This is a genomic window from Rhodococcus sp. 05-2254-5 (genome assembly GCF_002258575.1).
Lineage (GTDB): Bacteria > Actinomycetota > Actinomycetes > Mycobacteriales > Mycobacteriaceae > Rhodococcoides > Rhodococcoides fascians.
Window position 1 is genome coordinate 46,312 of sequence record NZ_NOZG01000023.1, and the last position, 15,216, is coordinate 61,527.

A 15,216-nucleotide genomic window follows, 5' to 3' on the forward strand; every position below is an offset into this window, starting at 1 on the left:
AGGTTTTGCCGTAGATGTTGCTGAGATCCAGTCGGTGGGAACTCACTCGCAACCGGAAGAACGTGCACTCGGGCTACAGCGTGGGAGACTGTGAAAATACCGCCGCAATCTCGATACTTGCACCTCACACAACGCCTTCTGGAGATTCCATGACGTCATCCTCGACCAACTCGTTCAAAGCGCGACAGGTGACTCGTCCGCGCGATCAAGTCGAAGCGCAGTTGCGGGAAGCGATTCTGGACGGACGGTTCAAGCAGGGCGCCAAGCTTCCCCCCGAAACCGAGTTGGCCCAGCTCTTCGGGGTCAGCCGACCCACCGTGCGGGAGGCACTCGGAGCCCTGGTCAGCTCCGGCCTGATACGAAAGATCCCTGGAGTGGCGGGGGGTAGCTTCGTCAACACCGTGACCCCGCACTCGCTCAGTCAGATGCTGACCGAGTCGATGGACACCATCGTGCGCATCGGCGCGTTGGATATCGAGGAGATCACCGAGGTTCGCCGCCTCCTGGAAATTCCGGCCGCGGAATGGGCTGCGCGCAACCGAACGGACGAGGACATCGCCAAGATTCGCAGCGTCATCGACCTGCAGAAGAACATCACGATCGACGATCCCGAGATCCCGGAATACGACCTTCGCTTCCACACCGCGATCGGATACGCCTCCGGCAATCGCCTGCTCGCCGCATTCATCTCGTCCGTACACGATGCGACTCACCCCGCCCAATACTTGGACGTGACTCCCGAGGTCGCCAAGAAGACGGTTCGTCAGCACATTGCCATCGAGGCTGCCATAGAGGCGGGCGACGCGGAGAAGGCCGGCGCGGCGATGCGCGAACATTTGGACTTCGTCCTTCAGTACTCGCTTCCCTGCTAATTCCCGCAGCATCGGCGATATTGTCAGACATTATCCTGGCTGCTATTTTAGGGATCATGAGTACTACAGAACCGCAGCCGGCCGACGCGCCATCGAGAATTCTGGTCACGGGAGCTGCAGGTTTCGTCGGCTCCCACGTGGTGGAATTGTTGGCTGCCCAGTCGGACGCAGCGGTGCATGCCACAGACGCGGGCGGCGAGGCCATGCTGGGGCAACTGGACCAATTGCCCAATGTGACTGCCTCTCTCGCCGATCTACGCGATCGGTCTGCAATCACCTCGCTGGTTCGTGACGTCGATGTCGTTGTTCACCTCGCAGCCGTGCGAACCAAAGCGTCCTCCTCGAACACCCGCGACGCACACGAAGTCAATGTCGGCTCGACCTACGACCTGTTGACGGCGGCAAGCGACGCCGATGTCCGTCGGTTCGTCTTCGGGTCGTCGCACACGGTGTACGGCTCGTTCCCCAATCCGAACAGACGGCCGTTCGCAGAGGACGAACCGTGGGCCTGCACAGGCATCAACATGTACGCGGCCACCAAGCTCGCCGCCGAGGCTTATTGTGAGGCGTTCGCATCCGCAGGTGGTCCCGACTATTTGGCTTTACGACTCGGCACGATTTACGGCCCCCGCACCAGCCCCGGGTCGAACGGGTCGTTGATGACCGACCTGCTCGCGGCTGTTCACGACGGCCGGACACCGACCATTCCATGGGCCTCGGGCGCTCGACACGGCTTGATTCATGTTTCGGACGTTGCCGAAGCCGTCCGTCGCGCGATCGAATCCGATGCGACGGGAATGGCCGTGAACGTTTCCGGAACTCCGCGAACCTCCACAGAGATCTACGGCACCCTCGCCGAGCTGGCCGGGAGCGATCCAACGGCAATCGTCTTCGACGAGAACCGGACTCGGCATCAACTGGTCAGCCAGCGGAGGATGCAGGAGGTGCTGGGCTTCACGCCGCAGGTCGAACTGAAGGACGGCTTGCTCAGTGTGATCGAGTGGTTCCATTCGACGCAAGAGTGAACGACGAACGACGCCGACCTCACGGTCGGCGTCGTTCGTGGATACACGTCGATTCAGAAAACGATGACACCCTTACCTGCACGCTGCTGGTCGAATTCCTCGTACGCCTCGGACACCTCGTCCAACTTCCATCGGTGAGTGAAGAGGGCGTCGACCGGAAGGTTTTGCGCCACAATGAAATCGGCGCATTCCTTCTGCCCCACCCAGGACATCGACCATGACGTCATGACCGTCAGTTGGCGTCGAAGGTACGGCAACACGCCGATTCGAATCTCGGCACCGACACCCACGAAACATGCACGACCCCATCGCGCCAGACTGTCGATCAACGCGGCAGCTGCGATCGACGAACCTGACGTCTCCAATCCGACAGGAACGCCGTCGGCACCAGCAATTTTCCGAATCGCCTCCGGTACAGGCCCGCTCGCCGGATCGACGGCGGCCACCGCGCCGAAAGCGAGAGCCTGCTCGCGCCTCTCCGCGTTCAGGTCCACCGCGATGACGCGCGCGCCCAAGGCCGTCGCAAGCATGGTTGCCGACAGGCCGACCGGACCCTGACCGAACACCACCACGAACTTGCCGCCGACGTCGCCCACACGGTCGAGTGCGCCCCACGCAGTGCCCGTTCCGCACGAGATAGCAGCGCCCGCCTCAAAACTCAGTGTGTCGTCGAGTGGAACCAGTGTCGACGCCGGGACCTTGACGTAGGGCGCGTGACCACCGTGGTCGTCGCTTCCGAGCACCACGATCGGCTGCACAAGACACATCTGCGACCACCCCGACCGGCAGTCGGAGCAGGCCCCGCAACCGATGTAGTGGTGGATCATCACACGGTCTCCGACTTTCGCCACAGCATCGGACACACCCTCACCCACCGAGTGCACCACGCCTGCGGGCTCGTGTCCGGCGATACAGCGTCCGGCACTATCAGCTGCGGCGCGGTAATAATTGAGGTCACTTCCACACAGTCCCGACGCCTTGGTCGCCACGACGACCTCACCCTTACCCGGTGTGGGCTCGGGGAAATCACGCAACTCGATCTTGCGGTCGCCGAGATATACAGCTCCTTGCATCACTATCTCCCATCTCACTTCTCGAGTGGTATGCAGCGGTACGCCGGCTAACCGACGACCCCGCGTACGCGTAGTCCAGCAAGCTCGGCGTTCGACAATCCCAGCGCGTCGCCGAGAATTTCGTCCGTGTGCGCAGACAAGTCCGGTGCCGCACATGACTTCGCGTGTACATCGCCCCACCGCCACGGCGCGGCAGCGCTGAGCATGGTTCCGACTCCCGGCTGTTCGATTTGGTGCACGATGCCGGTTGAGTCCTCGAGCGCGATCTTCACGACCTCGCTCATGTCGCGGTACGGGCTCCACAGCACTCTCGCTGCGTCCAGCGATTTTTCTACGTTCGCGAAATCGCGCGTCGCGAACCAGGGCCGAAGTATCGATTCGATCGTATCCCGGAATCGGTACCGCGCACCCTCGTCGTCGAGATCCGCACCGAATGTCTGTGCCAGCGCTGTGAATATGCTCTCGGTGCCCGTGGCTCGCTGCAGGGCGTGCCACTGGCCTGTCGTCAGGGCAACCACCATCACGCGTCGTCCGTCGGACGTCTCGAAATCGACACCGAAGGTGCCGAACATGTGATTGCCCAGTCTCTCTCTGGCACTCCCGGATTCGTGCGCCTCGGCCAGCCAGCCCATCTCCGCTACACCGGCGAGCGCCACGTCCGACAAGGCAACGTCGACCTTGGACCCGCGTCCCGTTCGGTCCCGGTGGACAACAGCCGCCGCCACCGACGTGGCCGCGATCATTCCTGTCACCAGGTCCCACGCAGGCAGCACATGGTTGACAGGCCCGATCCGGTCACTCGGACCGGTCATCATCGGCACACCGACCTCTGCGTTGATCGAGTAGTCGACCGCCGGCAGTCCCCCCCTACGCCCCTCGATATGGACGTGGATGGCGTCGGCGCGGCGCGCGATCAGCTGCTCGTGTCGAATTCGGCTGCGCCCTACCATGTTGTCGACCAGGATCCCCGTGCCGGGACCGGGTGCGGTCACCAGCCCGAGCAGAAGCTCCAGCCCCTCCTCGGTGCGGTGGTCGATAGTCACGGAGCGCTTACCCCGATTCAGATTCGTCCAGAACAGGCTCGCCCCGGTACGGGAAAGCGGCCATCGTCCCGCATCGCTCCCGCCCGTGGGTGGATCGACCCGAATGACATCCGCACCGAGCTGGGACAACGCCAACCCGGCAGACGGCCCGGCGACGAACGACGACGCCTCGATGACGCGGATGCCCGCGAGCGGACCCGTCACCCGACCGATCACGGCATCGCCAGCGACGGGTCCGCTGCGACGAGGGCGTCGGCCACCTCCGCCGAGACACCAACCGCCTTCAACTCGACATACGCTTCGAGCCCCTCGGGCCCGTTCTCCCGGCCAAGTCCGCTGAGCTTTATTCCGCCCATGGGCGCGGAGAAGCCGGCCGGATTTCCATTGACCTCGACGGTGCCGGTGTGGATCCGTTCGGCGACACGCAGACCGCGCTGAGCGTCACCGGTAAACACCGCGCCGTTCAGCCCGTAATCGGAATCGTTTGCCAACTCGATAGCGTGTGCCTCGTCGCGGTACGACAGCACCGACACGACCGGACCGAAGATTTCTTCGCGCACAATCTTCATGTCGGGGGTGGCATCGACAAAGACTGTTGGTTCGACGAACCAACCACGATCCAGATGGGCGGGTCGACCACCGCCCAGAACGCACCGTGCACCCTCTGCTCGACCGGCAGCGATGTATCCCTCCACGATGGTGCGCTGGCGTTCGGTCACCATCGGACCGATCTGGGTGTCGGGGTCCATCGGGTCGCCCACAGGCATAGCGGACACCATGTCCACGAGGCGGTCGGTGAACTCCTCCTGCTGCGACTGGTGCACCAGAATGCGTGTCTTGAGCGAGCACACCTGACCGCTATTGCGGAACGATCCCATGCGGAGCGCTTCGACAGCCGCGTCCAGGTCGGCGTCGGGAAGCACGACCGCCGCCGACTTGCCGCCGAGCTCGAGAGTCACACGCCGCAGATCCTCGCCACAACGCGCCGCGATGCTTCGTCCCGCCGCGGGGGATCCCGTAAACGTGACCTTGTCCACCATCGGGTGTCCCACGAGGTAGGCGCTCGCCTCTCGGCCTGCAGGAACGACGTTCAGAACGCCCGGCGGCAGACCGGCTTCGGTAGCCATCTCGGCCAAGAGGTAGGCATCCAACGGTGTTTCCGGCGAGGGCTTGAGCACCATCGTGCAGCCCGCGATGAGAGCGGGTACGAGCTTCTGCACATTGATCGACAACGGCATGTTCCACGGCGACACCGCGGCGACGACGCCGACCGGGCTCCGCGTGACAAGAGCATTGGCCGATCCGGAACGTCGCAGCGCTCGCCACGGGAAATCAGCGGCGATGTCGAGGGACGCGTCGATGACCCTGACCGGGTTTGCCGCCTGAATCGTCCTCGATTGCGTAATTGGACAACCCATCTCGGTCGTGATGGTGGTAGCGAGATCCTCCGCGTTCTCGACGAACAGCTGCCGTAGTCGACGCAGAATCTCCAGACGATCGTCGAGCGTGGTGTTCGACCACTTGCCGTCGTCGAACGCCATGCGCGCAGCGCGAACGGCGGTGTCCATGTCCTCGATGGATCCCGCAGGCACCGTGCCGTACACCTCACCTGTCGTCGGAGAGACGAGCTCGGTCACCTCCGACGAGGCGGGCGCGATCCACTTACCGTCGACGAAAATTGTTTCGTACGTTGACCTCTGCATCGAATCCCTCACGCGTCCGCGGTTGCACGTGTTGCAGCGAGACGAATGTCCCGTGCGACGAGCATGCTCTGAACTTGATTGGTGCCGTCGTATATCTCGGCGACCTTCGCATCGCGCATCAGCCGTTCGGCCCCGAGCGAAACCAAATCTCCGTCCGGCCCCAGAAGCTCGACGCATCGCGCGGCAACGCTCGTTCCCAATGTCGTGCAGTGCATCTTTACCAAGGACACCTCTGCGACCGGCTCCTCGACACTGGCGTCGACCTGATCGGACACCGACAACAGCATTGCCCGCGCGGCCGTGATGTCGCCGCGCAATCTGGCGAGCTCGAACTGCAGATCCTGGGCATGCGCGGTCTTGGACGAGAGTAGATCTCGATAGTTCGCCCAGGCCACCACGACGTCGAACGCACCCTGTGCGAAACCGACGCCCTGCGCAGCGGCACTGATTCGAGATCGAACGACCGAGCGCAAGAGCAGTGGGTAGCCGTCGCCTTCTTCGCCCATCCGGGCCGAGACGGGGATCCGGCAGTCCTGGAACGACAACGTCACCGTCGACGCACCCTTCTGACCCAACTTCTTCATCGGCGCTCCCGGCACGAAGCCGTCGAGTGTCGCAGTGTCGAGAAGGAAGGCAGTGATACCCGACTTCCCGAGGGCGGTGTCCACAGTGGCGAACAAGACGATAACGTCGGCACGGTCACCGTTGGAGATGAATGTCTTCTCGCCGTTGACGATGTAGCTGTCCCCGTCGCGTCGGGCGACCGTTCGCATCGAACTGACGTCCGAACCAGCACCGGGCTCCGTGAGCGCGATCGATCCGATCGCAGTTGCCTTGCACAGCTTCGGTACCCACCGCTCGCTCTGCTCCTGCGAGCCCTGAAGGTGAATCGGGTGAGCGGCATGCATCTGCGTCATGTAAACCGTCGAGGTCGCACCACAAACGGCCGAGATGCGCAGCAGCGCTTCGGCATACGTCGAGGTGCTCGCTCCTGCACCACCCAGGGACTTCTGCATCTGCAGAACCCCGAGGCCCGCGTCCGCCAGTTCGGAGATCGCAGCGGAGGGGAACGTGCCGGTCGCGTCGATCGCCTCGGCTTCGGGCGCGATGGTGCGCGCGATAATCGAGTCGACAATGTCGATGATGTCGTAATCGACGCTGGCCCATGGTGTGTTCATGTGATCTCCTGATGAAAGACGGGTGCCCGACGCTCGGCAAAGGACGTGATGCCTTCCTGCCCGTCGCGAGCAGCTATGGATACGGCAGCGAGTGCAGCCTCGTGATCGAGCGCCGCCGCGCGGAAGGCGGACCGTGCAGCGTCGAGGATGTTCGCGACGCCGGTTCGGCTTCCCGACGCGATCAACTCGGCCAGTCTCCGAGCTTCCGCCGCCGAATCTTCGGGCGGTAGCGGGGGAACCGAGAGAAGACCGATCTGCCAGGCTCGATCGGCGTCGATTCGTTCGCCCCCGAGCATCATCGCAAGGGCTGCCGGTTTGCTCACCGACATCGCGAGCCGTTGCGTGCCACCGAAACCCGGGATGCAACCGATGCGTGCCTCGGGAAGGCCGAATCGGCTCCGATCCGATGCGACGACCAGGTGGCAGGACAGCATCATCTCGAAACCGCCACCGAGCGCGAAGCCGTCCACGTCGGCGACCACCGGCACCACCGAGTCGGCGATGGCCGTCATCGTTCGTTGGCCTGCTCGAATGAACGAGTGCGCGGCCTCGACGTCGAGTCCGCGGATCTCATCGAGATCGGCACCGGCGCTGAAGGCGCGGTCTCCGCTGCCGCGAATGATGATGGCTCCCAGGGAATCGTCGTGTTGCGCTTCGACGACGACGCCGAGGATCTCGCCGAGAACGGTGGAGTTGAGCGCGTTCAATTGTCCGGGCCGAACGATCTCGATGGCCAGAACTCGCCCGGAACGGGTGGTGTCGATCATGGAACCCACACGACCTCCTCGTTCGCCAACTCTGCGATCGCCGCGTCGTCGAGCCCGATCTCTGCGAGCACATGTCGCCCGTGCTCTCCGCGCAGCGGCGCCGGAATACGAGCCTGCCGATCCTCGCGATCGGAGGCAAGTCTCCACGGAGTCCCGACTCCGCGGAATGTACCCGCCACCGGATGCTCGTAGGACACAATTGCCGAGCGTGCTTCGACCTGCGGGTCCGCGACCACCTCCGACAACGAGTTGATCTGCGAGCATGGAACGCCGACGGACTGCAGCGTTTTCAGTGCGGTCTCCGAGGACATGGTCTCGAGCCGAGCTTGGAACAAGCCGACGACTTCATCCCGCTTGGCACGGCGATCGGCGTTGGTTCGCAGGTCCTCCCGCTGCCCCAGATCGTGCAAGCCGAGCGCCTCACACGCGCGAGTCCAATGACCATCGTTTCCGATGGCGACGACGATGGGACGATCAGCGGTCTGCATGGACTGATAGATGGCCACGACCGAGTCACGACCCGAGCACGGTGCGGGTTCCGGATCTCCTGCGAGGTAGCTTGCGATGCGCGGCGACATGAACGCCAGATCGGCTTCAAGCAAGGCGATGTCGACGATCTCGCCCTCCCCCGTTCGCTGCTGTTTGACCAGAGCCGACGCAACAGCGAACGCGGCGACGGTCCCTGCTGCCACATCGGAGAGCGCCGTACTGACACGCTGCGGCACGCCGTCTGCACCCGTTACACTCATGATTCCCGATCGGGCCTGGGCAATGAGGTCGTAGCCCGGGAGCGCAGAGTCCGGTCCAGTGAGCCCGAAGCCCGAGAATGCGCATATAACCAACTTTGGGAATGCTTTTCGCAGAGTTGCTGGACTCAAACCGTGCTTGTCGAGTTTGACCGGGTTGATGTTCTCGATGAAGACATCGGCGGTTTCGAGCAATTTGAACAGGACGTCGCGGCCGGCCTGTCCGCGGATGTCGAGGCACATGCTGCGCTTGTTGCGATTGACCGACAGGAACCACGCGGCCTCACCGTTCAAGAATGGAGGGCCCCATCCGCGCGCGTCGTCCCCGCGAATCGGTTCGATCTTGATGACGTCGGCACCCATGTCTGCGAGGTACATCGAGGTCGTCGGTGCAGCGTAGGACGACGAGATGTCGACTACCCGCACACCGGCCAATGGCCCAATGGATGCGTCCATGCTGTTCTCCGATTCTGTGCTGGTGCCGCTCTCGCGCGATGCGGCGGTCATGGCAGCACTGTTGCTTGAGAACCCAGACCGAGCTGGGCAACCCGTGCCAGGTGAAAGCGCCGCCCACCAGCCCTCGACTGGATGCTGACTGCATCGCGCAACAGTCCGGCGATGGGGTACTCCTCGATGTATCCATACCCGCCGTGGGCCTGCACGGCATCGATGCACACGGCGACGGCTGCGCGCCCGGCCACGGCCGACACCGGCGACGAACTGTCGCCGTCGAGGGCCCGCAGCAGCAACGCCTCCGCTTCTCGAACGCGGAGATCCATCTCGGCGAGCAGGGCACGCAGACCCGCGAAGGACGCGACGGGGACGCCGAACTGGTGACGCCCCAGAACGTAGGACTGTGACTCGAGCACTGCCCGTCGGGCTGTGCCGATCAGCGCGGCCCCGGTGAACAGGTCCCACCGCGAGACCAGTTCCGTTGCGTCGCAACCCTCGACCACTGTGCCCGAGTCGATGGTGATGGAGACGAGCTCCGCCTGCGCCAGACCGGATCGTTTCGCGCTGGCGTCGGGGACGACGAGGTTCCACGGTGCTGAAGACACCGACCCGGTCACTGAGTCCCAGACAACCACGCGCTGTGGCTCCAATGCCGACGACACCACGGTCGTCGAGCCTGCGAAGGCCAATCCGAACGTCGAGCCACCCGGCCCTACATCTCGGCCGACATGGTCGGCCGCGTAGCGCCCGGCGAGCACGAAAGCGAGCGACGGAGAGGTCTGCGCGACTTCTCGCACGGTATGAGCGAGCCAGGCCAGACCATCGGGCTCATCGGCGACATCGCCTGCGAGCTCGAGAAGCCCGGTACTTTCCAACGCCCCCCGTGAAGCACTCATCGAGTCGGACGAGTCGGCCACCGACGATGCAACCTTCGTGGCTGTCGCCAGAAACTCCCGTAGCTCGGAGCCGAGGCCGCTCATCGGTTGAACTTCGAACGGTCGGGCTCGCGGCGCTGCTCGAACGATTCGGACATCTCGGTGGCCTCCTGAGTGCTGCGATACGCAGTGAGCAAGAGGTCGTGAGCCATCCGAGCCTGTCCGACGACACCGGTGTGGCGTCCGGAGAACGCAGCCTTGAGCGCACTGAGGGCGAAGGGGCCACGGCTGCGCAATGTCTGCGCCAACTCGATCGCATGGGAAACCGGATCCTCGGCGATGTCGTTGACGAGCCCTATCTCCTGCGCTTGCTCGGCGGTGTACTTGCGGTTGAGGTACCACATTTCCTTAGCGCGTCGACGCCCGATCGTCTGCTCGAGGTACCACGTGCCGTACCCGGCGTCGAAGCTTCCCACCATGGGCCCGACCTGCCTGAAGATCGAATGCGGTGCTGCAACGGTCAGGTCGCAGACAACCTGGAGAACGTTGCCGCCGCCGACAGCGAATCCATTGACGGCTGCGATGACCGGTTTGGGCATCGTGTCGATGAACTCGTACAAATCGATGACCGGCATCACGCTCGAGTAGTCGAGCGACGTAAGTTCCTCGTGTTCGCCGCCGATACAGAAGAACTTGTCGCCGACTCCGGTCAGCACCGCGACATCCACCGACGGCGTCTCACGCACCATGCGGAATGCGTCGAGCAACTCGCGGGCGGTGGTGAAACGCAACTTGTTCGCGTTCTCGGGGCGGTTGATCGCAATGGTCGCCACCCCCTCGTCGACCGAGACGACGATGTCTTCGTAGGTCATTGCGGTACCACTTTCTGTTCCGGTTCAAAGATCGATCTTTGTAAGACATTTAGTCTGATACTTTCTTTACAGAAACGTACATTGTCATACAGATAGAAGCAACAAGTTTCGTCCGTCTCGCAGCCTTACCATCGACTTCCAGGAGAGAACATGACCACAGCATCCACTCCGATCTGCGTCGTGGGCGCAGGCACAATGGGGCGTGGAATCGCGCAGACCGCGCTCGCTGCGGGCCATTCGGTCACTATCGTCGATCCACAGGAACATCAGCTGGTCGCCGCGGCAGCCGACATCGAAGCCCGCCTGACCAAACGGCACCCCGCATTGGCGGCCGACCTCGAGTCCGCGTTGACCACCTGCACGTCGATCCCACTCTCCCCGCGTCATCCGAACACCGTGGTCATCGAGGCGGTTCTCGAGTCGCTCGATGTCAAGTCTGCTGTCTTCACAGCAGCCGCGGACCACTTCGGCCCGCAGTGCATTCTCGCCACCAACACCTCTTCGCTGTCCGTCTCCGCGATCGCCGCACGCTGCCCACTCCCCACCCGGGTCGTCGGAATGCATTTCTTCAACCCGGTTCCAGTGATGAAGCTCGTCGAAGTCGTCACGGGGCTGCAGACCGACCCGCAGGTCGCAGAAGAGATCGACACGCTCGCGGTCGCATGGGGCAAGACGGTCGCTCGAGTGACGAACGCACCGGGCTTCATCGTCAACCGGGTCGCTCGTGGCTTCTACGGTGAACCCCTCCGACTACTCCAGGAGTGCGTCGCCTCACCCGCCACCCTCGACGCGGTCATCCGCGGCTCCGGGCAGTTCAGGATGGGGCCGTTCGAGCTGATGGATCTCATCGGCAACGACGTCAATGCAGCAGTGACCAGAACGGTCTGGTCGGCTTTCAACTTCGATCCCAGGTTCGAGCCGTCGCGAATCCAGGACGAGCTAGTCGCCGCGGGACGCTACGGACGCAAGAGCGGGCATGGCTTCTACTCCTACGCCACAGAGCACACCCCCGCCGAAGCTCCAGCGCAGGTCCAGCTCGGCGCGCTTGCACCGCATGCCGTTCGACGCGGTGACAGCGCCGAGCTGGACGCGGTGTTGGAGCGATCCAGCATCGCAGTCACCCGCGACGAGCAGGCACCGGACGCACAGGCGGAACTCGTTCTCGACGGAACAGTCGTCGTCATCACCCGCGGCCGCACCGCGAGGTCGGAATCGGCAGCACGAGGCGGCACACCCGTCGTCGTTCTCGACCGCTGCATCAGCGTTGCCGAGGCCACTGCGATCGCGGTCGCATCGTCGCATGTGGAGTCGCTTTCGGCGGTGGCGGCCATGCTGCACCGGGCAGGCATCACCGCCCACCCCGTGTCCGACGTGCCCGGCCTTGTGCTCGCTCGGACCCTTGCCGTCATCGCCAACGAAGCCTGGGAGGCAACGATGCACGGCGTGGCCTCCCCCGCTGACATCGACATCGCGATGAAACTGGGCACGAACTACCCGGCAGGCCCGTTCGAGTGGACTCGCGATTGGTCACGTGCAGCTGTGTTGGAACTGCTCGACGCGCTGTGGTTCAGCTACCACGACACCCGCTACCGGGCCAATCGCCTACTGCGGGACTGACGCGAAAATCCCGTACGTTCACGCCGATGCGCGAACGTACGGGATTCTTCATGCCATGTAGCGGACGATGTCCTCTACCCGAGCCTTGGCGTCGCCGAACAACATTCGGCTGTTGTCTCGGAAGAACAGCGGGTTCTGCACACCCGCATACCCGGTTGCCATGGAACGTTTGAACACAATTACATCCTTGGCTTCCCATACGCGCAGCACCGGCATACCCGCGATCGGTGACGATGGGTCCTCGGCCGCGGCCGGGTTGACTGTGTCATTTGCGCCGATCACCAGCACCACGTCGACACGATGCAACTCGTCATTGATCTCGTCCATCTCCAAGACGATGTCGTAGGGCACCTTCGCTTCGGCGAGTAGCACATTCATGTGGCCGGGCAATCGACCTGCAACCGGGTGGATGGCGAACTTCACGTCAACTCCCCGCTCACGCAAAGCCTTGGCCAACTCTGCGACGGGATACTGCGCCTGCGCGACAGCCATTCCGTAACCCGGAGTGATGACCACCGAGGACGCGTTCTGCAGAAGGTCCGCCGCAGTCTCTGCGTCGACCTCACGGTGCTCGCCGTAGTCGGTATCGTCCGAGACCGAAGCGGTGGAACCGAATCCACCGGCGATGACGGAGACGAACGAGCGATTCATCGCTGTGCACATGATGTAGGACAGGTACGCGCCCGAGGATCCGACAAGGGCTCCCGTCACGATCAGCAGGTCGTTGTTCAGCAGGAAGCCCGAAGCCGCTGCAGCCCAACCGGAATACGAGTTCAACATCGACACGACCACCGGCATGTCGCCACCGCCGATTGACGCCACCAGATGCCAGCCGAGGGTGAACGCCAGAACGGTGACCGCAACGAGCAGCCACAGCGACGGCACCGCGACGAACCAGACGGTGAGCGCGAAGAAAGCCACCAACGCCCCGATATTGAGAGCATTCTTGCCGGGAAGCATCAACGGGGACGAAGACATCTGGCCGGACAGCTTCAGGTTCGCAACGATCGAACCGGTGAACGTCACCGCCCCGACGAACACTCCGATGAACACCTCGGCGTGGTGAATACCCTCCACCGCCCCGGACTCGAAGGTTTCGTGCGCGAGATAGCCGTTCCAGCCCACCAGTACCGCTGCGAGCCCAACGAAAGAATGCAGTAGAGCAATTAGTTCCGGCATCCCCGTCATCTCGACCACCCGGGCACGCCACCGCCCGATGGCCGCGCCGATCAGCAGCGCCACGACGAGCAATCCGATTGCCACGCCGCCCGAGCCGTCGACGATCACCACGATGGTAGAGCCGACGGCGATCGCCATTCCCACGATGCCGTAGGCGATGCCGTTCTTCGAGGTTTCGTGCTTCGACAGCCCTGCGAGAGAAAAAATGAACAACACAGCGGCGACGAGGTACGCGGCGCTCGTCGCGGACAACACGGTCATGATGCCTCAGCCTTTACTGAACATCCGAAGCATCCGCCGAGTGACCGCGAACCCTCCGAACACGTTGATTGCGGCCAGAAGTGTAGCGACGAAAGCCAACACACGGATCACGCCGGCATTGGTGGAATCACCGCCAACACCGAGTTGGACTATCGCACCGACGACGATGATGCCGCTGATCGCGTTGGTCACCGCCATCAGCGGCGTGTGCAACGCATGAGCAACGTTGCCGATCACGTAGTACCCCACGATGACCGACAGCACCAGCACCGTCAAGTGTTGCGGGAGTGGAGCGGGCGCAAATCCTAGAATCAGGAAAAAAGCAAGCACTCCGCCCGCAAGCCAGACCCATCGATGCCAGATCGGCCGGGGCAATTGTGCCTGCGGAGCGACCACTTCGGCGGGTGCGGCGAGCGGCGCTGCGGACACTGCCGTCGGCGGCGGCGGCCATGTCGTGTGGCCGTCGCGCACCACGGTGACACCGCGCTGAACAACATCGTCGAAGTCTATGACCAATCGGCCGTCTTTCGCCGGTGTCAGCAGCGTCAGAAGGTTCACCACATTGGTGCCGAATAGCTGCGAGGCCTGGGTGGGAAGTCGGCGCGCCAGATCGGTATAGCCGAGGATGACCACACCGTTGTCTGTGACGACGCGCTCCCCGGCAACGGACCCGGCAACATTTCCGCCCTGTCCGGCAGCCATATCGAGCACGACACTTCCCGACTTCATCGAGGCGACATCAGCCTCGGTGATCAGACGAGGTGCCGACCGCCCAGGAATCAGCGCGGTGGTGATGATGATGTCCACATCGGCCGCCTGCTCGGAGTAGATTTCCGCCGCGCGTCGGCTGTAGTCCTCGCTGGTGGCCTTGGCGTAACCGTCGGTCGACACCGCCTGCGCCACATCTACTTCGAGAAACTCTCCACCGATGGAACGGACCTGTTCGGCAACCTCGGGTCGCGGATCGGTGGCCCGAACAATGGCCCCGAGGCTCGAAGCCGTGCCCACTGCCGCCAGCCCCGCCACCCCGGCTCCGGCAACCAGCACCCTCGCAGGTGGGACCTTGCCTGCGGCGGTCACCTGACCGGTGAAGGACCGACCGAACTCGTGAGCCGCTTCGATCACCGAGCGATAGCCGGCGATGTTCGCCATCGACGACAGAACGTCCATGGACTGCGCGCGCGAAATACGAGGCACCGCATCCATCGCGAGAACTGTCAGATTCCGTTGTGCCAATGCTGCAACGAGTTCCGCGTTCGACGCCGGACCGATCAGACTCACTGTCGTCGCGTCGTCCGACAATCGGTCGATCTCCACCGGTGTCGGTGCATCGACCTTCAGGACGACCTCGGCAGCCCACACGACATCACCTGAGGCCACGGTCGCGCCCGCCTCGCGGTACGCACTGTCGCTAAAGCTCGCCCTCTCCCCCGCACCCTGCTCGACGAGGACCTCGTAGCCGAGGCCGAGAAGCTTGCGAACGCTGGCAGGGGTTGCTGCAACACGGGTTTCACCCGGCGTCGACTCGGCAACCACCCCGAGGCGCATGGGT

13 protein-coding genes are annotated in these 15,216 nt (G+C 63.4%); 3 read left to right on the forward strand and 10 right to left on the reverse strand.

Annotation, left to right across the window (positions count from 1 at the left end):
- Positions 1-149: 149 nt before the first annotated feature.
- Positions 150-872 (forward strand): FadR/GntR family transcriptional regulator, encoded by a 723-nt coding sequence (locus CH278_RS14850; RefSeq protein WP_037183709.1) that lies wholly within the window; start codon positions 150-152, stop codon positions 870-872.
- 56 nt (positions 873-928) lie between these two features.
- Positions 929-1,897 carry an NAD-dependent epimerase/dehydratase family protein gene (locus CH278_RS14855; RefSeq protein ID WP_037185279.1) on the forward strand — a complete coding sequence of 323 codons (969 nt, stop codon included), beginning with the start codon at positions 929-931 and terminating at the stop codon, positions 1,895-1,897.
- A gap of 53 nt (positions 1,898-1,950) precedes the next feature.
- Here the strand turns inward: CH278_RS14855 and CH278_RS14860 are convergent, their stop codons facing one another.
- The 8 genes from CH278_RS14860 to CH278_RS14895 are packed head-to-tail and all read right to left on the reverse strand — an operon-like array spanning position 1,951 to position 10,607.
- Positions 1,951-2,970: a zinc-dependent alcohol dehydrogenase family protein gene (locus tag CH278_RS14860; protein WP_037183708.1), complete on the reverse strand. Its 1,020-nt coding sequence runs from the start codon at positions 2,968-2,970 to the stop codon at positions 1,951-1,953.
- Positions 2,971-3,017: 47 nt separating this feature from the next.
- Positions 3,018-4,217: a CoA transferase gene (locus tag CH278_RS14865; RefSeq protein WP_244165059.1), complete on the reverse strand. Its 1,200-nt coding sequence runs from the start codon at positions 4,215-4,217 to the stop codon at positions 3,018-3,020.
- Positions 4,218-4,225: 8 nt separating this feature from the next.
- A complete protein-coding gene (locus CH278_RS14870; RefSeq protein WP_037185277.1) occupies positions 4,226-5,716 on the reverse strand; it encodes an aldehyde dehydrogenase in 1,491 nt (496 codons plus the stop codon).
- Between the two features lie 8 nt (positions 5,717-5,724).
- On the reverse strand, positions 5,725-6,894 hold the full coding sequence (locus tag CH278_RS14875; RefSeq protein WP_037183704.1) for an acyl-CoA dehydrogenase family protein: 1,170 nt from the start codon (positions 6,892-6,894) through the stop codon (positions 5,725-5,727).
- The gene (locus CH278_RS14880) at positions 6,891-7,661 is read right to left on the reverse strand and encodes an enoyl-CoA hydratase/isomerase family protein (RefSeq protein ID WP_037183702.1); all 771 of its coding nucleotides are present in this window, start codon (positions 7,659-7,661) and stop codon (positions 6,891-6,893) included. Before CH278_RS14880 ends, CH278_RS14875 begins: the two co-directional genes overlap by 4 nt.
- On the reverse strand, positions 7,658-8,914 hold the full coding sequence (locus CH278_RS14885; RefSeq protein WP_244165058.1) for a CaiB/BaiF CoA transferase family protein: 1,257 nt from the start codon (positions 8,912-8,914) through the stop codon (positions 7,658-7,660). The genes CH278_RS14880 and CH278_RS14885 overlap by 4 nt, the downstream gene beginning before the upstream one ends.
- A complete protein-coding gene (locus CH278_RS14890) occupies positions 8,911-9,840 on the reverse strand; it encodes an acyl-CoA dehydrogenase family protein (RefSeq protein ID WP_094622259.1) in 930 nt (309 codons plus the stop codon). Before CH278_RS14890 ends, CH278_RS14885 begins: the two co-directional genes overlap by 4 nt.
- The gene (locus CH278_RS14895) at positions 9,837-10,607 is read right to left on the reverse strand and encodes an enoyl-CoA hydratase-related protein (protein WP_094622260.1); all 771 of its coding nucleotides are present in this window, start codon (positions 10,605-10,607) and stop codon (positions 9,837-9,839) included. The genes CH278_RS14890 and CH278_RS14895 overlap by 4 nt, the downstream gene beginning before the upstream one ends.
- Before the next feature lie 150 nt (positions 10,608-10,757).
- On the opposite strand from CH278_RS14895, the gene CH278_RS14900 reads away from it, so the two are divergent.
- Positions 10,758-12,224 (forward strand): 3-hydroxyacyl-CoA dehydrogenase NAD-binding domain-containing protein, encoded by a 1,467-nt coding sequence (locus tag CH278_RS14900; RefSeq protein ID WP_037183696.1) that lies wholly within the window; start codon positions 10,758-10,760, stop codon positions 12,222-12,224.
- A gap of 48 nt (positions 12,225-12,272) precedes the next feature.
- Here the strand turns inward: CH278_RS14900 and pntB are convergent, their stop codons facing one another.
- Together pntB and CH278_RS14910 are read right to left on the reverse strand one after the other, a co-directional pair.
- Positions 12,273-13,664 (reverse strand): Re/Si-specific NAD(P)(+) transhydrogenase subunit beta, encoded by a 1,392-nt coding sequence (gene pntB, locus CH278_RS14905; RefSeq protein ID WP_179274376.1) that lies wholly within the window; start codon positions 13,662-13,664, stop codon positions 12,273-12,275.
- A 6-nt stretch (positions 13,665-13,670) separates the two neighbouring features.
- A complete protein-coding gene (locus CH278_RS14910; protein ID WP_094622262.1) occupies positions 13,671-15,212 on the reverse strand; it encodes a Re/Si-specific NAD(P)(+) transhydrogenase subunit alpha in 1,542 nt (513 codons plus the stop codon).
- Positions 15,213-15,216: the final 4 nt, after the last annotated feature.